Origin of the sequence: Paraconexibacter sp. AEG42_29, assembly GCF_040581415.1 — a bacterium.
Lineage (GTDB): Bacteria > Actinomycetota > Thermoleophilia > Solirubrobacterales > Solirubrobacteraceae > Paraconexibacter.
Map to the genome: position 1 here is coordinate 3,340,008 of NZ_CP114014.1, position 19,260 is coordinate 3,359,267.

Here is a 19,260-nt window from a genome sequence, read left to right on the forward strand (position 1 = left end):
GCAGCGCGCGGTCTTGAGCCGGACGGCCGCGGAGCGGACGGGCGGCGGGGCGTGGCCCGCGGTCAGCCGGTGCGCACCACCGGGATGCCGGCCGCGCCGGCGTTGACCGGGCACGGCAGTGCGGCGCCGGCGATGATCGTCCCCGGCAGGAACCGGAAGACCCCGTCGACGGCGAAGAAGACGACCTCGCGGTCGCAGATCTCGGTCACCATGCCGCCGGCGGGGACGACCTGCGGCCTGGCGGCCGGGACGGCCTTGCCGCCGACTTGCGCCGCGACCCCACCGGCGACCACGAAGCTGCCGCCGAGCGCGGTGATGCCGGCGGCCTGCGGCAGAGCACCCTGCCGGGTCGTCCCACTGGTGACGCTCAGGATGCCGGAGGCGGTCGGCCGGAGCCCGGCGATGCGCGAACCCGCCGCCGCCTGGCGCGGGCGCGCGCTGCGGGCTCCGCTGTGGTTGCTGACGATCGAGGCCCCGTCGTTGGCGATCAGGGACGATCCGTCGTTCGCGATCAAGGACGCGCCATCGTTGGCGATCAGCGAGCCGCCGTCGTTCGCGATCAGCGACGCGCCGTCGTTGGCGATGAGCGAGGCGCCGTCGTTCGCGAGCAGGGTGCCGCCGGCGTTCCCGACCAGCGACGCGCCGTCGTTGGCGATCAGCCCCGATACGAGCACGCTCGGGCGTAAGCCCAGCGTGTCCGCCACCCGGACCGGCCGGGGCTGGACGGCGACGGCCGGCTTCGCCAGCTCGCCGGCGACGCCGGCGAAGAAATTCTGCACCGCCCGGAGAACTGCAACCACGGCGTCCTCGAGCACGCCGCGACGCCGGGCGGTCGGGTTCCGCAGGTTGAACTGTTGTGCGTTGGCGACGTACTCCACTTCGCGGCCGCCGAGCAGCGTCGCCACGGCGCCGTTCTTGCGCGTGGTCGCGCGGACCCGTGCGCCACCACTCAGCTCCTGTCCGTTGGTGCCCTGGTAGGTGACCTGGAAGAGGTAGTCGCCGGCGTCGCGGATCGCGAACAGGCCGCAGAGCTCGCCGCCGGGCATGCGCGCCGGCATCGTCGTCGGGCGCAGCGTGCCGCCCGTGAGCGCCTTCAGGGCGACCGGCTGGCCGGCCGGGTCCTGGACGTCGATCGAGGCCTCGATCGCCTGCCCGGTCGCAGACACGATCGCGCGCACGCAGATCGCGTTCTGGTCGTTGGTGTCGCCCCCGGCGGGAATCGCGGTGAGGCGGCCGTCCGTCGTCATACCGGCGTTGACCGCGCCGAAGTTGACCCGGGGTGCATCCGTCGTACCGCCGGCGAGGTAGTCCGAGCCGGTCAGTCGCCGGTAGGAGAAGGCCAGCGCGAGCGCCGGGTACCGGAACCGCGTCACGGTGAGCCGGGGAACGCTGAAGGCGCCGGCGATCCGGTCGGTCTTCACGTCGAGCACGACGGTGGCCCGGGCCGCTCCGCTCACGTACGGCGTGAACGGGTCGTTCCCGCGCTGGATCGTGCTCGTCGTGCGGAACGGGCACTCACGGTCTTCCAGCCGCGCGACGGCGGCCTTTTCGCTGAGGCCGTCGAGGGAGCGCAGGAACTCGCGCTGCGCCTCCTCCTTGAACTTGCCCGTGTTGATGAACGGGCACTCGTCGCCGTACTTCCTGGTGTCGGGCGGGTCCTTGCGCTCGTCGAGCGGGTCCCGAAAGAAGAGCCGGACCTCTTTCGCCTTGACGAGGGAGACCTCGAACTCAGCGCCGGCCTCCGGCGACTGCTTGAAGACAGCGTTCGCCGCCAGGCGCTTGCCGCCGGGCCGCGTGCACGCGGCTTTCGAGCTGGGTGGGGAGTCGCCGCCCTCGCTGCACTTGATGTCCTTGATGGCCGTGCCGCGGCTGCTCTGCTCGGCGACGCTGCCGAAGTCGACCGCGCTGCCGAGCACCGCATCGATCTTGCGCTTGGCCTCGGCCAGCGTCATGAAGCGGACGTCGGGCATGGTGCGCTTGACTGGCGTCACGATCGGGAAGGTCGCGGGCGGACCAGGGGCACCCGGGTTGACCGGGGCCTGCGGAGGGTCCGGCGGCCGGTTCGGGTTGAGCGGGACGAGCTCCGGGCCCTGGGTCTGGCCACCCCCGGGGGCGGAGTCGTCGTCGAGGACGGTCACGGTGACCGTCGATGGGACCGCCAGCTTCAACGTGCCGCTCGGGTTCTCGAGCTGGACCGTGAACGTCTCGGTCGGCTCGGCCACCGTGTCCTCGGTGGACGTGAACGTGACCTCACCGGTGCGGGTGGCCGGCAGGAACTCGACCGACGCCGCGTCCCCGCCGCCCTGCAGCAGCCAGTCGTCGCCGAGCTTCGCGGTCCCCGCCACCCCGCGCGTGCCGACGAACCCCTCAGCCGTCCCGAGCGGGCGCTGGAGCGTCAGCTTGCCGCCATCGCCCTCGGTGACGGTCACGGCCGAACCGACGAAGCGCACCTCGTTCTCGCCCGGCGCGGGGGCCGGGTCGTCGTCGTCCTCGATCGTCAGCGTGAACTCCGTCGGTGGACCGAGGACCACGTCCCCTGTCGCGTTCGTCAGCCGCAGCACCACGGTCTCGTTCGGCTCGTCCTCCGTGTCGGCGACGATGTTCACCGGGAAGTTCTTCGACGTGTCGCCCGCGCCGAACGGCACCGGCTGTCCGGCGGAGGGCACGGAGAAGTCGACGCCCGGGGTCGCGGTCCCGCCGGCCACCTCGACCGTGTAGCTCCCAGTCCCGACACCGGTCCCGGCGGTGAAGACGAGCTGCGAGCCGCTCTCGCCGTGACTGGTCGCAGCCGGCACGAAGTGCACGGGATCGGCCGACGCCACGTCGTCGTCCTGGATCGTGAGGGTGTACGTGGCCGGCGAGCCGATCACGACGTCGCCGGTCGGGTTCACGAGCTCGACCACGACGGTCTCGTCCGGCTCGTCGGCGGTGTCCTGGAGGACGGTCAGCGTGAAGCCGTAGCCGATGGTGCCGTTGTCGTGGTTGCTGATGACCACGGGTGTGTTCATCTGGAAGTCGCTCCCGAGCGACGCCGTGCCCGAAGCAGCGACCCGCCAGGTGAACCCGTCGCCGCTCGGCGGGTGCGTGTACCCGGGGGGATTGGTGGCGACGATCTCCACCGTCTGACCGCCTGAGCCCTCGCCGCGGCCCGCGGCTGCGGTTGCGAAGGCCATCGACGCCGGTCCGCCCGCGCGCCGCGTGTCCCCGCGGGCGCCGCCGGCGCCGTCACACGCTGCGAAGGCTGGGCAGAGCGACTGCCACTCGGGCGGCGCGGACGCGGCCGCCGTCTGGACCTGTCCGGTGCCCATGAGACTGCCGGCGACGGCGAGGACGACGAGGGCACGCCCGGAGGCGCGCAAGCGAGACGAAGACAAGGATGCCCCCCGAGGCGTGCGATGCAGTGTGTTGTTTCTAGACGAACATTACATGATCTGGAATACCCGCAATGCAGGGGTTTTTCTGCGACTCAGCGGCGCAGGACCGGCCCCGACGACCGTCAGCGGCGGAGCAGCAGCGCCGCCCACTCGCCGCCGTGGCGGCGGTCGACCTCGCGCAGGCCGTGCGCCGCGCCGAACGCGGCCGCGACCTCGTCGGCCTCGTGCGCCAGCAGCCCGGAGGCGATCACGACGTCCGGCTGCACGCCCGTGAACCCGTCCGCCGACACCCGCAGCAGCAGCGGCCGCAGCAGGTTCGCGAGGACGACCGGTGCGCCCGGCGACGGGCCGTCGCGCAGCAGGTCGTGCCGGGCGGCGTCCATCGCGACGCCGTTGACGGCGGCGTTGGCCAGCGTGGCGGCGACGGACTCGCGCTCGTGGTCGACGCCCGCGACCGGGCCGTAGCCGAGCTTCGCCGCCGCGATCCCCAGCACCCCGGACCCGCATCCAACGTCCATCATGGCGCGACCCGAGCCGGACGCCGGCGGCGGCTCGAGCGCCAGCAGCAGCTCCAGGCAGAGGCGCGTGGTGTGGTGCGCACCGGTACCGAACGCCTGTCCCGGGTCGATGACGATGTCGATCGGTCCGGGACAGGGCTCCGGATGCCACGGCGCGCGCACGTGAAGCCGGCCGCCGACCTCGATCGGCTGGTGAAAGTCGCGCCAGCGCTCCGCCCAGTCGTCCTCGACATGGGTCGTGGTGACCTCCACCAGGGCGTCACCGGCCGCCGCCTGCAGGTCCGGCAGGTCCGGGAGCTCGCCGGGCGCGCCGTAGATGGCGTACTCCACCCGATTCCCCAGGTCGACCTCCTCGACGCCGGCCGGGGCCAGCGCCAGCAGCTCGGCCAGCGCGATCTCGGCGTCCTCCCGGCGGACGCGGACCGCGAGGCGTATCACTGCTGGAACAGGCGCTTGAGCTTGCCGACCATGGTCTCGTCCGTCCGCAGGTTCTCCGGGGTGACGGTCGCGGCGAACTGCTCGAGCAGCTTCTTCTGGTCCTTGGACAGCTTGCGCGGGATCACCACGTTCACGATCACCTTCAGATCACCGGACCGGCCCGCGCGCCGCAGCCCGGGCATGCCGAGGCCGCGCTGCGTGAGGCTCTCCCCGGGCTGCGTCCCCGCCGGGACCTCGACGTCCGTCTCGCCGTCGATCGTCGGGGCGCTCAACGTGCCGCCCAGGGCCGCGAGCGGCGCCGGGACGTCGAGCACCGTGATGAGGTCGTCGCCGTCGCGCAGGAAGCGCTCGTCCGGCAGGACGTGGACGAGGACGTAGAGGTCACCTGGGGGTCCGCCCGCCTCGCCCGCGTGGCCGCGGCCCGACAGCCGGATGCGCTGACCGTCGGCGATGCCGGCCGGGATGTCGACCTCCAGGTCGCGCCGCCGGACCTCGCGGCCACGCCCGTCGCACGTCTCGCAGGGTTGCTCCGCCGTGCGTCCGTCTCCGTGGCAGACGTCGCAGGCGACGGTCCGCACGACCTGGCCGAACGGGGTCCGGCTGACGGCCTGCAGCCGGCCGGCGCCGTTGCAGCGCTCGCACTTGACGATCGGCGTTCCGGGCTCGGCGCCGTTGCCGTTGCAGGTGCGGCAGAGCTCGACCGCCTCGAAGCTGAGCGGCGACTTCACGCCGTGGGCCGCCTCGACGAGCGGGATGTCGACCTGGATGCCGACGTCGTCCCCCTGCGCCGGACCGCCGCGGCCGCCCCCGCCGCCACCGCCGAAGAACGCGTCGAAGAGGTCGGTGATCGAGCCGAAGCCGTCGAAGTTCGGGCCCATCCCGCCGGACCGCAGGCCCTCGTGGCCGTGGCGGTCGTACGTCGCGCGGCGCTCGGCGTCGTTGAGGATCTCGTAGGCCTCGGCGGCCTCCTTGAACTTCGTCTCCGCCTCGGGATCGTGCGAGTTGACGTCCGGGTGCAGCTCCCGGGCGAGCTTGCGGAACGCCTTCTTGATGGTGGTCTCGTCGGCGTCGCGGGCGACGCCGAGGACCTCGTACGGGTCGCGGGGCACGGTGGAGCTCAAGGCGGTCGGTTCTTCTAGGGGGTCTCGTAGATGTCTTCGATGAAGCGCGACAGCTGGAAGGCGGCCTCGCGGACCGAGCCGATCACGACCGCATAGTCCATGCGGACGGGCCCGATGACGGACACGGTACCCAGCTTGCGCGCCGGGAGGCCGTAGCCCGCCGCCACCAGCGCCAGCGACCGCAGGGCCGGTGCGTGCTCGAGGTTCTCCGAGCCGATCCGCACCAGCACGTCCGGCTCGCCGAGCGCGCTCTGCAGGACGCCGAGCAGCGAGACGCGCCGCTCGAGCATCGCCATGATGTCCTCGATCTGGTCGAGGTCCTGCACGCGATGCTCGGTCAGCAGGCGCGCGGCGCCGTCGACGTAGAGCGAGTCCTCGGCAGTGGAGGCGAGGTCGATGAAGGCCGGTGCGAGCGCCTCGAGGAACGTCCGCTCGCGGTGCCCGAGCGCCTGGTCGGTCAGCCGGCCGCGCAGCGACCGCGCGCCGAGCCCGACGCCGACCAGGCGGCCGTTGAGCTCGTCCCCCGCCCAGGCGACCAGCCCGGGGTCGACGGGGTGATCGAACGTGAACACGCGCTTGGTGACGCCGCCGGTCGAGGTGATGACGACGACCATCAGCACCTGCGGCTGCAGGGCGAGGACCTCGACGTGGCGGACGGTCGCGGTGTCGATCGGCGGCGCGGAGACGATCGCCATCAGGTTCGTCACCTGCGACAGCGTCTCCGTCGTCATCCGCATCGCCTCGTCGATCTCGCGGCGGACGAGCTGCAGGTCCATCGTCCCGATTCGCGCCGGCAGCCGGTCGGGACCGTGGAGGAGCCGGTCGACGTGGTACCGGTGGCCGGCGTCGGTCGGGACACGGCCGGCGGAGGTGTGCGGATGCGCGAGCAGGCCGCTGTCCTCGAGGTACGCCAGCTCGCCGCGGATCGTCGACGAGCCGCAGTCCAGCTCGGGGTCGGCGGCCAGCACCTTCGACCCGACGGGGGCACCGGTGGCCGCGTACGCGTCGACGACCTTGCGGAGGATCAGCTCCTGGCGCGGGGTGAGCAGCACTGGCGCCCAGTGTATTTGCCCGGCTGCAGGCGCCCGGGCGCCCGGGCGTCAGCTGATCTCTATCTCCGCGGTGGCGCCGCGGATGATCTGCACGCCGTTCTGCGTCGCGACGGTGTCGACGGTCGCGAGGCCGTCCTCGACGGAGCGGACGGTGGAGCTGACCGCGACCTCGGCCTCCGGGACGCCCATCCCGCGGAACTGGACCTCGAGCGCCTTGAGCGTGTGCGGGCCCCCGCCGGCGTCCGTCTGCGCGCGCGCGACCTGGGCCATCGTCCACAGCCCGTGCAGGATCCGGCCCGGCAACCCGACCTGACGCGCGAACTCCTCGTCGACGTGGATGGGGTTGAAGTCGCCGGACGCACCGGCGTAGCGCACGGTGAGGAAGCGATCCGGGGTGATCTTCAGCTCGGGCAGCTCGGCGCCGGGGGTGAACTCGATGTCGGTCATGGCGGTCAGATCCCTCGCACGATGTTGGTCCAGGTCCCGACGCAGACCGTGTCGCCGTCCTGGTTTGTGGAGACGGACTCGAAGACGAAGAAGCCCTTGCCGTCGTTCTCGGTGATCGACTTGACGCTCACCGACGTCGTGATCTCGTCGCCCGCCACGACCAGCGGCCCCCAGCGGAACTGCTGGCCCCCGTGGACCATGAGCGCGAAGTTGATGCCGACCTCGGGGTCGAACAGGGCCGGCCCGAGCGCCGGGGCGCACGGGACCACGCAGAACATCGGGGGCGCGACGACGTCCGCGTAGCCGGCGGCACGGGCGGCGTCGACGTCCAGGTGGAGCGGGTTCGTCTCCCCCACCGCGAGCGCGTACTCGCGGATCTTCTCCCGGCCCACCGCGTAGACGGTCGGGGGGTACGCCTTGCCGACCGCACTCGTGCTCACGCCCATGCCGCGCAGCCTAACGGCGCGCGCCGCCGGTCAGTGCGCCCGCTCCGCGGTGACGGCGCGGCCGGCGATCGCGGGCGCGGTACGGTGCGCGAATGGCCGACGGACCCCGCCCGTACACCGCGAAGCACGTCGCCGCCGCGTCGCCGTGGGACGTCTACGAGTGCCTCACCGACCCGGACGACATGGCGCAGTGGCGCGGACAGCACACGATGGCGATCAGCGTCGCCGACGCCTACCCGTACACGAAGGTCGAGTTCAACAACGGGATGGTCGTCGAGCTCGAGCCGGAGGACGGCGGGACGCTGCTGAAGGCGCGGCGTTCGCGGAGCAGCAACGGGATGACCGGTCGCGTGGGACGGCTGCTGACGAGCCGCAAGAACGTCGAGGAGGAGCTGCTGGAGGTGCTCCGGCGCATCGCGTCGGTCGCCGAGCACGGCAAGATGTAGGGGGACTCGTCGGCGCTCGGCGCTCAGACGATGATCGCCACCGCGCCGCCGTCGGCCGACCATGCTGCACCGGTCACCGTCGACGCCCGCGCGCTGCAGAGGAAGACGATGACGTCGGCGACCTCCCCCGGCTCGGCGAACCGGCCGAGCGGGACCTTCGCCTCCTGCACGGCGAGCGCCTCGTCGCGGCTGATGCCGCCGGCCGTGGCCAGCTGCTCCGCCATTCCGCCGTCGGCCATCCACAGCGGGCTGCTGACCGGCCCGGGCGCGACGGCGTTGACGAGCACGCCGTCCTTCGCGTGCGCGTCGGCGAACAGCCGCGAGAGCGAGAGCTGCGCCGCCTTCGTCACGCTGTAGGCGCCGTTGCTCTGCGACGGGCGCTTGCCGGCGCTCGAGCAGACGTTCACGATGCGCCCGCCGCCGCGCGCGGCGAGCTTCGGCGCCACCAGCCGCATGAGCCGCATCGGGCCGACCACGTGAAGCGCGTACTGGTCGTGCCAGTCCTGGTCGGTGAGGTCGTCGAGGCTGCGGGCGAACGTCGTCCCGGCGTTGTTGACGAGGACGTCGACGCCGCCGAACGCCTCCTCGCACGCGGCGACGATGGCCGCGGCCGCGCCGGGATGCGTGACGTCGGCAGCGCAGGCGATCCCGCCGACCTCGCGGGCCGCCGCGGCGAGGGCGTCGCCGTCACGGCCCACCAGGAGGACGCCGGCCCCCTCGGCCGCCAGCCGCCGCGCGGTCTCCAGGCCGATGCCCTTGCTGGCGCCGGTCACGATGCAGGCCTTGCTGGTCAGTCCGAGGTCCATGGGCGGGGACGCTAGCGTCCCCGCCTCTCGCGCTTCTGGAGCCGCTGAGGCCCGCTCAGCCGGCCGAGCCGCTGCTGCCCTGCGGGAGCTCGACGCCCCGCTCGGCGCAGCCGAGCCCCTCGCCCACGTCGCCGATCAGCGGACGGCCGTGGTAGGTGCCGCTCCGCATCGCGGCCGCGTACTCGACGATGGCCTCGGGGTAGTCGCCCTCCTTGGTCATCTCGCGCAGGATCGGCCAGTCCTTCGCCGTCGCCATCGCGGCGATTGCCGCGTCGCGCGTCCGCACGTCCCCCGCTTGGCGGGCGTCGTTCCACTGCTTCAGCCAGCGGCAGGCGACGGCGCCGGTGACGTGCGCGCCGAGCTGGTAGCGGTCCTTGGTCAGCTGCTCGTCCGGGATGTCAGCCGCCGTGAACCCGCGCGGCAGCGGGATGCCAGCCAGCATCTGGTCGACCGCACCGTCACGGTCGGCGGCCTTCACGACGCTGTCCGGCATGGCGGACAGCCAGGTGTCGGTGTCGGCGGCGGTCAGGGTCGCGAGCAGCGCCTTGAAGGCGCTCATGCCGGCGGCGCCCGCCCGGAACTCGAGGATCCGGTCGTCGTAGCGGAAGATCGCCGTGATGTCCCGGTGACCCCGGGTGCCGCCGTCGTACTGGTAGACCTTCGCGGTGGTGCCGAGGACCGGCGCGGTGCTCGACGCAACCGCGCTCTTGTAGCGGTCCCGCGTCCACATCTCGTAGGACCCGCCGCGCCAGTTCAGCTGCGCCGCGGTCGTGTCGGCCGGGACGGGCTCTGGCGTCACGCCCTCGGTGAAGTCGTTCGAGCCGGGGGGCGGCGTCGGTCCGAGGCGGAAGTGCAGCTCGCCCTCCTCCTTGGACTGCTCGTCGGCGTACTCCACGCGCCACCCGTCGGCGCCCAGGAGCACCAGCGGCGACGCTTCGGCGAAGCGGAGCTGCTCCGCGGCCCAGACGCTGCCGCCGTCCCGGCCGCCGCCCGGACCGTCCCCCAGCGAGAGGAACACCATCATCACGACGGTCACGACCGCGGCAGCGCCGGCGACGCGGGGGACGAAGCGGCGGGCGTGGCCCCGGGGGACGCTGTCGTGGTCGCCGCGGGTGCGGTGACGCAGCCGGCGGGGCGCGTGGGCCGGGGCCGGGGCCTGGCTGAGGAGCTCGTCCAGCAGCGCGGACTGCGCGGCGTCCAGGGGAAGCTCCGCCGCACGGCCTGGCGCGAGCGGGCTGGACGCGGCGAGCGCTGCGTCCAGTTCGGTGTCGGTGAGCGCGTCGTCGCGTCGGGTCATCGGGTGGCTTTCGGGGCGAAGGTGGATGCGGAGGCGGGCGGCGTCATGGACGTGGCCTTGGTGGACCCGGCGGCAGCGGCGGGGTCGGCGGGCTGGCGGTCGAGCTGGGCCTTCAGGCGGCGCCGGGCCCGGTGCAGGCGGCTGCGGACCGTGACCCCCGGGATCTGCAGGACGGCGGCGATCTCGGCTGGGGTCAGCCCCTCCCAGCTGGTGAGCCGCAGGATCTCGCGGTCCTCCTCGTCGAGGTGGGCGAGGGCGGCGCGGACGGCGGCGACGCGCTGGTCGTCCCCCGCTGCGCCGACCCCGGCCGTCGCCGTCGGCAGCTCCTCCCGGAGCCGTGCGGCGAGGCGGGAGCGGCGGAGCTGCCCGCGGCGCTGGTTTGCGAGTTGGCGGCGCGCGACGCCGTACAGCCACAACCGGGCCTCGTCGCCCGGCGGGACGTCGTCCAGCCGTCGCCAGGCGACGAGGAACGTCTCCGCGACGACGTCCGCGGCGTCCTCGGCCCGGTCCACGCGCCGCAGCGCATAAGCGAGCAGGTCGCGCTCCGTGTCGGCGAACAGCGCCCGGAAGCGCGGTTCAGGGTTCTCAGCGGTCATATGCCAGGCACATGTCCGGGTGCGGCCTGCGCGTTGCAGGCGGCGCGCTTATTTGTCGCCGAGCTCCAGCACCGCGAGGAACGCCTCCTGCGGGACCTCGACGCGGCCCACCTGCTTCATCCGCTTCTTGCCCTCCTTCTGACGCTCGAGCAGCTTGCGCTTGCGCGAGATGTCGCCGCCGTAGCACTTGGCCGTGACGTCCTTGCGGAACGCCTTGACCGTCTCGCGGGCGACGACGTTCGCGCCGATCGCGGCCTGGATCGGGACGTCGTACTGCTGGCGCGGGATCTTCTTCTGCAGCTTCTCGGCCAGGGTGCGGCCGAACGCGTAGGCCTTGTCCTTGTGGACCAGCATCGAGAGCGCGTCGACCGCGTCGCCGCCGAGCAGCACGTCGAGGCGGACGAGGTTCGACGCCCGCATCCCGGTGATCTCGTAGTCGAGCGACGCGTAGCCGCGCGTGCGGGACTTCAGCTGGTCGAAGAAATCCATGACGATCTCGCTGAGCGGGAGGTCGTACTCGAGGTTGACGCGGTTGGCCGACAGGTAGTGCATGCCGGCGTGCTCGCCGCGCTTGTCCTGGCACAGCTCCATGACGGTGCCGACGTACTCCTTCGGCATCAGCATCTGGGCCCGGACGAACGGCTCGCGGACCTCGGCGACCCGCTGCGGGTCGGGGAAGTCCGACGGGTTGTGGACCTCGACCTCCTCGCCGTTGGTCAGCGTCACCTCGAAGCCGACGGACGGCATCGTCCCGATCAGCTCGAGGTTGTACTCGCGCTCCAGGCGCTCGCGGACGATGTCCATGTGCAGCAGGCCGAGGAAGCCGACGCGGAACCCGAAGCCCAGCGCGTCGGACGTCTCGGGCTGCCAGTCCAGCGCGGCGTCGTTGAGCGTGAGCTTCTCGAGCGCGTCGCGCAGGTCGGGGTAGTCGTCCCCGTCGATCGGGAAGAGCCCGCAGAAGACCATCGGCTGGACTTCCTTGTAGCCCTCGAGGGCCTCGGTCGCGCCGTGGTGCTTGGTGGTCAGCGTGTCGCCGACGCGCAGCAGCGTGACGTCCTTCAGGCCGGTGATGACGTAGCCCACCTCGCCGGCGGTCAGCTGGTCCGTCGCGGTCATCTTCGGCGTGAAGAAGCCGATCTCGTCGATGTCGGCCTCGGTCTGGGCGGCCATCGCCCGGATGGCATCGCCCTTCTTCAGGGTGCCGTCGACCATCCGGATGTAGGCGACGACGCCGCGGTACTGGTCGAACTCGCTGTCGAAGATGACCGCGCGCGGTGCACCGTCCGGGTCGCCGCTCGGCGCCGGGACCTTCTGGACGAGTTCCTCGAGGACCTCCTCGACGCCCATGCCGGTCTTGCCGGAGATCTGCAGGATGTCCCCCGGCTCGCCGCCGAGCAGGTCGGCGACCTCACCGGCGACGCGCTCGGGCTCGGCGCCCGGCAGGTCGAGCTTGTTGAGGCACGGGATGATCTCCAGCCCCGCCTCGACCGCGAGGTAGGTGTTGGCGAGCGTCTGCGCCTCGACACCCTGGGAGGCGTCGACGACCAGCAGCGCGCCCTCGCAGGCGGCGAGCGACCGGCTGACCTCGTACGTGAAGTCGACGTGGCCAGGGGTGTCGATCAGGTGCAGCTGGTACGTCACACCGTCCTTCGCCGTGTAGGCGACCCGGACGGCCTGGGCCTTGATCGTGATCCCGCGCTCGCGCTCGAGCTCCATCGAGTCCAGCAGCTGGTCCCGCATCCCGCGGGCGTCCACCGTGTGCGTCATCTCCAGGATGCGATCGGCCAGGGTCGACTTCCCGTGGTCGATGTGGGCGATGATGGAGAAGTTGCGGATAAGGCTTTGGTCACTCATGCGATGCTCTCGGTCGAGTGACGCCTAGCCGTGCGGATCAGGGACTGGTCGCTCATGAAGTCCGACTGAGGATACGTGGGCGACCTACGTGGTCTCGTCCCGGGTGATGGTGGTGATCAGGTAGCGGCTCGTCATCAGCAGGCCCTGCGGGTCCTCGTTCGCCGCGTGGAGGATGTCGATCAGCTCGCGTTCGAGCGTGACGAACCGCTCGTCGCCCAGCAGCTCGCGGGTGCCCAGCCAGAGCGGATGGTGCTCGGCCTGCTCGCGGACCCAGGCGTCCGGCGAGGCCGCGCGGAACGGCAGGCTGCTGTCGGCGAACTCCAGGGTGACGGGGTGCGGCGCGAAGAGCTCGGCGACCGTGTCCCGGTCCCCCCAGTCGACGACGGTCCGGCCGGCCGGCGGGACGTCGGTGTCCTGCTGCGGTGCCGCGGCGGCACGTGCCCGCGCAGTCGCAGCACCGACGTCGGCGAGCGCCCCCGCACGGACCCAGCCGGTGACGATCGCCCGGCCACCGGGCCGCAGGACGCGGACCATCTCGGCGGCCGTCCGCTGCTGGTCGGGGGCGAAGATCAGGCCGAACACCGACAGCGCGACGTCGACGGTCCCGTCGTCGAGGGGCAGCTGCTGCGCGTCGGCCGGGACGAACTTCACGTCCAGGCCGGCCGCCTGCGCGCGCTGCTGCGCGACGAGCACCAGGCGCTCCGCGAGGTCGACGCCGACGACGATCCCGCCGCGCGCCGCCGCCTTCAGCGCCGCGTTCCCCGTTCCGCAGGCGATGTCGAGCACGCGCTCGCCGGCGGTGATGCCGGCCAGCTCGACGACCTCCGCACTGGCCGGGTCGAGCTCGGTGGCGGTGCGCTCGTAGCTGCCGATGGACCAGTCGATGGTGCTCATGTGGCGGGACGGCTCCTGGTGACGCGGCCGGAGATGAGCCGCTGGATCTGGCCGGCCTCGGGGACGCGGAGGGCCAGGACGGCGGTCGCGTAGACGAGGAAGCCAACCGTAGCCGCGCCGCCGACGGCCAGCACCTGGGCGATGATCGACCGGCCGAGGAGGTCGTCGATCACCCACCACGTCCCGTAGCTCGCGCCGCCCAGCAGGCCGGCGGCGTTCCAGATCCGCAGGACGGCCCACGACATCTGCGGGCCCTCGAGGCTGCCGGCGAGCAGCCGCTTGAGGTAGATCGACTGCAGGACGGTCATGCCCGCGCTGGCGACCGCGGTCCCGATGACGAGGCCGGCGATGCCGCACGAGCGGTACAGCAGCAGGCTGATGATCACGTTCACGATGAGGTTCACGACGGCCAGCGCGGTCGGGATCCACGGCCGCTGCAGGCTGAAGAACGTCCGTGTCAGCAGCAGGTTCACGCCGGCGAACGGCAGGCTGAAGGAGAACCAGAACAACGCGTCCGACACGAGCGCGGTGGACTCGGCGTCGAACTCCCCGCGCTCGTAGACGAGGCGGGTGACCGGGGTGGCCAGCACGGCGCAGAACACCGCCGCAGGGACGAGGCAGAGGTAGATCTGCCGGGACCCGGAGGCCATGGTCGTCCGCAGGCCGTCGAAGTCCTTGCGGGCGGCGTAGCGGCTGAGGGTCGGGAACAGCACGGTCGCCAGGGCGACCGAGAACATGCCCTGCGGCAGCATGTAGATACGGAAGGCCGCGTCGATCGCACGCGGCGCCTGCTCGGAGACCAGGGTCCCCAGGCTCGAGTTGATGTAGAGGTCGAAGTTGATGACCCCGAGGCTGAGCGTGATCGGGAGCATCAGGACGAAGACCCGCCGGACGCGCTCGTCGCGCAGGCTGAACGTCCGGGCGAAGCGGAAGTTCAGCCGTCCCAGGATCGGCAGCGCGATCAGGAGCTGGACGAGCGTCCCCACGAGCACGCCGGCGGCGTAGGCGTAGAGCTCGTCGTCGCCGTCCAGGAACGGGTGCGCGCCGACGAGCGCGACGATGATGATCACGTTCCACACGAGCGGCGCGATCGCGGGGACGGCGAAGTGCCCGTAGGCGTTGAGGATCCCGACCACGAGCCCGTTCACGCCGAGCAGCAGGACGATCGGGAACAGCACCTGGCTCAGGCCGATCGTCAGGTCGACGAGCGGCTGCTCGAACTCGGCCCCGAGGAAGATCGGCATGATCGAGCCGGCGAAGAGGATGAAGATCGCCGTTATCGCGCCGAGCGCGGCGATGATGCAGAGCAGCATCGTCGTGGCGAGCTGCGCCGCGTCCTTGCGCTGCCCCTTCTCGAGCAGCTCCGTGAAGATCGGGACGAACGCCGCGCTGATGGCAGCGTCCGCGAACAGGCTGCGCACGAGGTTCGGGAACTGGAAGGCCAGGGTGAACGCCGAGGCGCCGCCGCCCGTGCCGAAGTACCGCGAGGCGACGACCTCGCGGACCAGGCCCATGATGCGGCTCAGGCCCGTCGCGATCGAGAAGATGACGGTGTTGCGGGCCAGCCCGCTGCTCTTCGGCGGGTCCTGCGGTGCTTCAGGGGTCGTGGGGCTCGTCGTCGCCAAGCTGCCGGAGGGTACGTGAAACGGCCCGTCCCCACCGCTGGGACGTGCGAGCCGCGAGGCTCTCAGGGGTCGAATCCCGCTACACTTCGCCGTCGCTTATGGCCAACATTGCATCCCAGAAGAAGCGCATCCTCCGCGCAGAGCGCGAGCGCCTCGAGAACCGTCGCTACACGAGCACGATCAAGACGTACTTCCGTCGCCTGGAGGTGTCCGCCGCCGGCGACGACGCCGCAGCCGCTGACGCCGATCACACCCAGCTCGTTTCGCTCATCGACAAGGCCGTCAAGCGCGGCGCGCTGCACAAGAACACCGGCTCGCGCAAGAAGGCCCGCGCCGCCCGCGTGCGCGCCGGCCAGCCCTCCTAGCTCCAGCTCCGGTCACCGGCGCCCGTCCGAGGCGCCACCGCAGGACCCGCACCGCCCCCATCGAGGGCGGTGTTTTGCGTTCCCGGCGCCGTCAGGCCGCGATGGCGACGATCGCCCGCAGGGTGGCGGTGTCGTCGGAGAGCTCGGACAGCCCCCGGCTGCCGACCTCGAGGTCGGCGAGCAGGATCACGGCGCTGCGCAGGCTCTCGAGGTCGGTGCCCCTGGCCTCCTTGATGCGGCGGTCGGCCATCCACGGCGGCATCCGGATCGCGGCCTTGATCTGCGCGGGCGACTCCCCCGCCTCAAGGCGAGCCGAGATCGTCTCGATCTCCCGGATCCTCCGTGCCATCAGCGGGATCAGCCGCCCCACCGACTCGCCCTGGGCCCGCAGCTCGAGGTAGGCCCGGACCGCCCGGCGGCCGTTGCGGGCCACGAGCGCGTCGACGAACCCCCAGACCTGCTGCTCGGCCGAGGGCGCCGCGACGGCCTGGACCTCCTCCAGGCCGAGCACGGTGCCGGCCCCGTGCTCGAGGGCGAGCTTCTCGAGCTCGCGGAGCAGCCGCTGCTGCCGCTCGCCCACGAGCTCGATCAGCAGGCGCGCCGCGTCGGGGTCGAGGTCGACGCCCAGGCGGCGAGCTTCGCCGATCGCCCAGCGCGGCAGCTCCTTGCCCTTCAGCATCGTCTCCGTGGCGATCTGCCCTCCGGCGGCCTTGACGGCGGCCAGCAGCGGCGGCGGGACCTTGGCCCGCCCCTCGTCGCGGCCGAAGAACGCCACGGTGGTCTCGGGCGGCATGTCCGCGAGGGTCGCCTGCAGGTGCTTCTTGACGTCCGCGTCCTTCCACCGCTCGACCCCGTCGACGATCAGGAACCGCCGGCCGACCGCGAACGTCATCGCGTTCAGCGCCAGCCCGATGCTCTCCGGCGTCGACGCGTCCCCCTCGAAGACCTCCACCCCGCCCGACCCGGACTCGGACTCGGCCATCTCGCGCAGGCGGGCGCGACGCTCGGCGACGCGGCCGTGGTCGTCGCCGTGGATGAGGAACGCGGATTTCCAGGCGGGCATCGGCGGGGACCTTACGCGTCGCGGGGGACGGGCCGGAGGCACCGAGGGGGTTCGGCCACGCGCTCGGCGGCGACGTCCCATCGTCGGGGCGCTTGCCCGACGCCCGAGAGCGGTGAATCTCGGTCCACCGGGCTCCGAGCCGTGCAATCCGCCACTCACCCACCCCACCCGCGGTGAATGACGATCCACCCGGCCCCGAGCCGTGCGATCCGCCACTCACCCACCCCACCCGCGGTGAATGACGATCCACCCGGCCCCGACCCGTGCGATCCACCACTCACCCACCCCACCCGCGTGGATGACGATCCACCCGGCCCGAGCCGGACGATCCGCAGTGGCGAGTCCGCCGCTCCCGCGCAGCGCGCGTTCCCGCAGGCGGCGGAGCGTCTGGGGCGGACTGCGAAGCTTCAGCGCGCGGCGCGCACGGCGGGCCGTCTGATGCCGGCCGTCGGCGGCGTGACCGTCCAGCGACCGTCACCCGCCGTGTCGAGGCGGACCGTCCCGTCCACGTCGGTCCGGACCACCCGCGGGACGGCCCGGAGGGCGGCGAGCGTCGACGGCGCGGGGTGACCGTAGGTGTTGTTCGCGCCCACCTGGATGCCAGCGACCAACGGCTGCAGTCGTTCGAGCAACGTGGGCAGGCCGGGATCGGCGCTCCCGTGGTGGGCGACCTTGAGCACGTCGATGCGGGTGAGGTCGAGTCCAGCCAGGACGTCGGACTCCGCGTCGGCGGTCAGGAGGACGCGCGCGCCCGCAGCCTCGGCCTGCGTGACGATCGCGCGCTGGTTCGGGTCGCCACCCGTCGCGCCGGACGTGGGTCCGGACCGCGGGCTGAGCACGCGCAGGGTCAGCGTCCCCGCGGTGAGGCGATGGCCGGCGCGGACCGCCGCCAGCCGGACTCGCTTGCGGCGGGCGACCGCGGCGAACCGGTCCCCGAGCGGCGACCGCACACCGTCCCGTCCGTCGACCACGAGGCCGACCGGCAGCGCGTCCAGGACGTCGGCGGCGCCACCGTCGTGGTCGGCCTGCGCGTGCGTCACGACGAGCGCGTCCAGTCGCCGGACCCCGGCCCGGCGCAGCGCGCCGACCACGTCACCGTCCGGCGGGCCGGTGTCGACCAGTACCGCGTGACCGGGGACCTCGAGCAGCGTCGCGTCGCCCTGGCCGACGTCGAGGAACGACACGCGCAGGCCCGCGACCGGCGGGGGCGGGGCCGGCGGGCCCGGCGCCAGCACGACGGCGAGCAGCGTCGCGGCGGCGGCGATCGCCCCCACGGGGACGGCGACCGGCAGCCGCCGACCACCGGGCAGCCGCACCCGCGGAGGCCCGCCGGCACCCACCGCCAGCACGGTCCCGGCGCAGGCGACCAGGACAGTGACCGCGCCGCCCGGGACGGCGACCGCTGCCCCGGGGGCCCCGGCGATGCGGTGTGCGACCGCGAGCACACACCCAAGCAGCGGGTCGACGATCCCGTCGAGGACCACGGCCACCGGCGTGACCAGGACACCCAGTGACGCGGCCACGAACCCGAGCCACATGATCGGCGCGACGACCGGTGCGACCAGCAGGTTCGCCGGCAGCGACAGCGGAGCCACCTGGCCGAAGTGCAGGGCGATGATGGGCGCGGTCGCGAGCGTCGCCGCGCCCGTGACGGCGAGCGCTTCGGCGACCGGCATGGGCAGCCGCCGGCGTGCGAGCCGGTCGGCCCACACCCGCGCGAGGGTGACGAGGGCGACGACGGCCGCGAAGCTCATCTGCCAGCCGGGATCGGCGACGGCGCGCGGGTCCGCCGTCAGCGTCGCGAGTCCGGCCAGCCCGAGCGCGTACCAGCGCGCCGACGGCCGGCCGGCCAGCACGGCGACCACGCCGGCCGCTCCCATCACCCCCGCCCGCTGGATGGACGGGCCGCCGCCCGCGAGCGGCACGTAGAGCGCGATCAGCCCGAGCACCACGACCCATCGCAGGTGGAACGGGACGCCGATCAGTCCCGAGAGGGCGATCACCAGCGTCGCCAGCAGCACGATGTTCGCGCCGGAGGCGGCGGTGAGGTGGCTGAGCCCGGCCGCGCGGACCTCATCGCGGACGGTCACCGGGAGCCCGGCGTCCTGGCCGAGCACCATGCCGTGCAGCAGCGCGACGCGCGTCGGGTCCCGCCCGTGCGCCAGCGCGTCCTCCGCCGCGCGACGGACACCGTCGACGAACCCCGCCGGGCCGCCCCGTGACCGGCCGGTCAGCCGGAGGTCGAGGACGCGGATGACGGCGTGGGCCCGGATCGCCCGGGCGTGCTCGTCGGGTGGCCGGACGGCCCCGCGGACGGCGACGATCGCACCGACTCCGGGCGCGCCCGCCAGCGCCGACCGCGCCCGCCGCGCAGCCTCGGCCGCGTCGGCGCTGTCGGCAGAGCCCTCATCGCCGAAGGCGCGTGGTGCGTTCACGCGGAGCAGCACGGGCTCGCCGCGGAAGCTCGCCCGCGCCGACCAGCCGCCGGAGGACTGCGGGCGCGGCGCCTGCACGATCGTCACGTCGCCGCGGACCACGTGGCCGTGGAGCGGCCGGAGCGCCGTCCGCTCGAGGGCACGGACACGCGCTTGGCCGCCGACGCCCGCGAGCACGACCGCGACGGCCACCGCGAACGCGAGTGCTCGCGGTCTGCTGCCGCGGACGGGGCCAGGCCGCCCCGCCGCACCGGGCCTGGCCGCCGCGTGCCGGTCCGGGCCGATGTCGCCGGCGAGCCAGAACATGCCCGCGGCCGCACCCGCCGCGACCGCGAGCAGCACGGCGATCGGCGTCCAGGGACCGATCACCAGCCCCAGCAGCAGCCCCACGAGCACGACATGCCGCGGGTGCTCCCGCAGCACCTCACGCACTGCGAATGCGGTCACGCCGCCGCCGCGCCGACCCGACGTGCGACAGCCGCG

Annotated in this window: 16 protein-coding genes; 2 read left to right on the forward strand and 14 right to left on the reverse strand. The window is 72.9% G+C overall.

From position 1 onward, the window contains the following. Positions 1-62: 62 nt before the first annotated feature. The 6 genes from DSM112329_RS16225 to DSM112329_RS16250 form a co-directional block, all read right to left on the reverse strand. Complete coding sequence (locus DSM112329_RS16225; RefSeq protein WP_354697596.1) at positions 63-3,359, reverse strand: Calx-beta domain-containing protein; 3,297 nt, start codon at positions 3,357-3,359, stop codon at positions 63-65. Positions 3,360-3,496: 137 nt separating this feature from the next. Then, the gene (locus DSM112329_RS16230; RefSeq protein ID WP_354697597.1) at positions 3,497-4,330 is read right to left on the reverse strand and encodes a 50S ribosomal protein L11 methyltransferase; all 834 of its coding nucleotides are present in this window, start codon (positions 4,328-4,330) and stop codon (positions 3,497-3,499) included. Then, a complete protein-coding gene (dnaJ, locus tag DSM112329_RS16235) occupies positions 4,327-5,451 on the reverse strand; it encodes a molecular chaperone DnaJ (protein ID WP_354697598.1) in 1,125 nt (374 codons plus the stop codon). The genes DSM112329_RS16230 and dnaJ overlap by 4 nt, the downstream gene beginning before the upstream one ends. 14 nt (positions 5,452-5,465) lie before the next feature. Then, positions 5,466-6,503: a heat-inducible transcriptional repressor HrcA gene (hrcA, locus tag DSM112329_RS16240; RefSeq protein ID WP_354697599.1), complete on the reverse strand. Its 1,038-nt coding sequence runs from the start codon at positions 6,501-6,503 to the stop codon at positions 5,466-5,468. Positions 6,504-6,551: 48 nt separating this feature from the next. Then, a complete protein-coding gene (locus tag DSM112329_RS16245) occupies positions 6,552-6,950 on the reverse strand; it encodes a MaoC/PaaZ C-terminal domain-containing protein (RefSeq protein WP_354697600.1) in 399 nt (132 codons plus the stop codon). A gap of 5 nt (positions 6,951-6,955) precedes the next feature. Next, on the reverse strand, positions 6,956-7,396 hold the full coding sequence (locus DSM112329_RS16250; RefSeq protein WP_354697601.1) for a MaoC family dehydratase N-terminal domain-containing protein: 441 nt from the start codon (positions 7,394-7,396) through the stop codon (positions 6,956-6,958). 92 nt (positions 7,397-7,488) lie between these two features. On the opposite strand from DSM112329_RS16250, the gene DSM112329_RS16255 reads away from it, so the two are divergent. Beyond that, positions 7,489-7,842, forward strand: coding sequence for a hypothetical protein (locus DSM112329_RS16255; protein WP_354697602.1), 354 nt, complete (start codon positions 7,489-7,491; stop codon positions 7,840-7,842). A 23-nt stretch (positions 7,843-7,865) separates the two neighbouring features. Here the strand turns inward: DSM112329_RS16255 and DSM112329_RS16260 are convergent, their stop codons facing one another. The 6 genes from DSM112329_RS16260 to murJ form a co-directional block, all read right to left on the reverse strand. Then, positions 7,866-8,648, reverse strand: a complete 783-nt coding sequence (locus DSM112329_RS16260) for an SDR family oxidoreductase (RefSeq protein ID WP_354697603.1) — start codon at positions 8,646-8,648, stop codon at positions 7,866-7,868. Between the two features lie 55 nt (positions 8,649-8,703). Continuing rightward, entirely contained in the window at positions 8,704-9,945 is a 1,242-nt protein-coding gene (locus DSM112329_RS16265) for a hypothetical protein (protein WP_354697604.1), read from the reverse strand. Then, positions 9,942-10,541, reverse strand: a complete 600-nt coding sequence (locus DSM112329_RS16270) for an RNA polymerase sigma factor (protein ID WP_354697605.1) — start codon at positions 10,539-10,541, stop codon at positions 9,942-9,944. Before DSM112329_RS16270 ends, DSM112329_RS16265 begins: the two co-directional genes overlap by 4 nt. Positions 10,542-10,589: 48 nt before the next feature. Continuing rightward, complete coding sequence (lepA, locus tag DSM112329_RS16275; protein WP_354697606.1) at positions 10,590-12,395, reverse strand: translation elongation factor 4; 1,806 nt, start codon at positions 12,393-12,395, stop codon at positions 10,590-10,592. Positions 12,396-12,479: 84 nt separating this feature from the next. Further along, the gene (locus DSM112329_RS16280) at positions 12,480-13,289 is read right to left on the reverse strand and encodes a class I SAM-dependent methyltransferase (RefSeq protein ID WP_354697607.1); all 810 of its coding nucleotides are present in this window, start codon (positions 13,287-13,289) and stop codon (positions 12,480-12,482) included. Next, entirely contained in the window at positions 13,286-14,914 is a 1,629-nt protein-coding gene (murJ, locus tag DSM112329_RS16285) for a murein biosynthesis integral membrane protein MurJ (protein WP_354697608.1), read from the reverse strand. The genes DSM112329_RS16280 and murJ overlap by 4 nt, the downstream gene beginning before the upstream one ends. A 98-nt stretch (positions 14,915-15,012) precedes the next feature. Here murJ and rpsT point away from each other — a divergent pair, with 98 nt between their 5' ends. Beyond that, positions 15,013-15,279 (forward strand): 30S ribosomal protein S20, encoded by a 267-nt coding sequence (gene rpsT / locus DSM112329_RS16290; protein ID WP_354697609.1) that lies wholly within the window; start codon positions 15,013-15,015, stop codon positions 15,277-15,279. A gap of 91 nt (positions 15,280-15,370) precedes the next feature. Here rpsT and holA read toward each other — a convergent pair whose 3' ends face one another. Further along, a complete protein-coding gene (gene holA, locus DSM112329_RS16295) occupies positions 15,371-16,342 on the reverse strand; it encodes a DNA polymerase III subunit delta (RefSeq protein WP_354697610.1) in 972 nt (323 codons plus the stop codon). 407 nt (positions 16,343-16,749) lie between these two features. Next, complete coding sequence (locus DSM112329_RS16300; protein ID WP_354697611.1) at positions 16,750-19,224, reverse strand: ComEC/Rec2 family competence protein; 2,475 nt, start codon at positions 19,222-19,224, stop codon at positions 16,750-16,752. Positions 19,225-19,260 lie beyond the last annotated feature (36 nt).

Excerpts from the sequence above, each read along its gene's own strand:
- DSM112329_RS16265 (WP_354697604.1), bottom strand. The coding sequence starts at position 9,945 with ATGACCCGACGCGACGACGCGCTCACCGACACCGAACTGGACGCAGCG.
- holA (WP_354697610.1), bottom strand. The coding sequence starts at position 16,342 with ATGCCCGCCTGGAAATCCGCGTTCCTCATCCACGGCGACGACCACGGC.
- DSM112329_RS16280 (WP_354697607.1), bottom strand. The coding sequence starts at position 13,289 with ATGAGCACCATCGACTGGTCCATCGGCAGCTACGAGCGCACCGCCACC.
- DSM112329_RS16260 (WP_354697603.1), bottom strand. The coding sequence starts at position 8,648 with ATGGACCTCGGACTGACCAGCAAGGCCTGCATCGTGACCGGCGCCAGC.
- DSM112329_RS16270 (WP_354697605.1), bottom strand. The coding sequence starts at position 10,541 with ATGACCGCTGAGAACCCTGAACCGCGCTTCCGGGCGCTGTTCGCCGAC.
- DSM112329_RS16245 (WP_354697600.1), bottom strand. The coding sequence starts at position 6,950 with ATGACCGACATCGAGTTCACCCCCGGCGCCGAGCTGCCCGAGCTGAAG.
- lepA (WP_354697606.1), bottom strand. The coding sequence starts at position 12,395 with ATGAGTGACCAAAGCCTTATCCGCAACTTCTCCATCATCGCCCACATC.
- DSM112329_RS16250 (WP_354697601.1), bottom strand. The coding sequence starts at position 7,396 with ATGGGCGTGAGCACGAGTGCGGTCGGCAAGGCGTACCCCCCGACCGTC.
- DSM112329_RS16255 (WP_354697602.1), top strand. The coding sequence starts at position 7,489 with ATGGCCGACGGACCCCGCCCGTACACCGCGAAGCACGTCGCCGCCGCG.
- rpsT (WP_354697609.1), top strand. The coding sequence starts at position 15,013 with ATGGCCAACATTGCATCCCAGAAGAAGCGCATCCTCCGCGCAGAGCGC.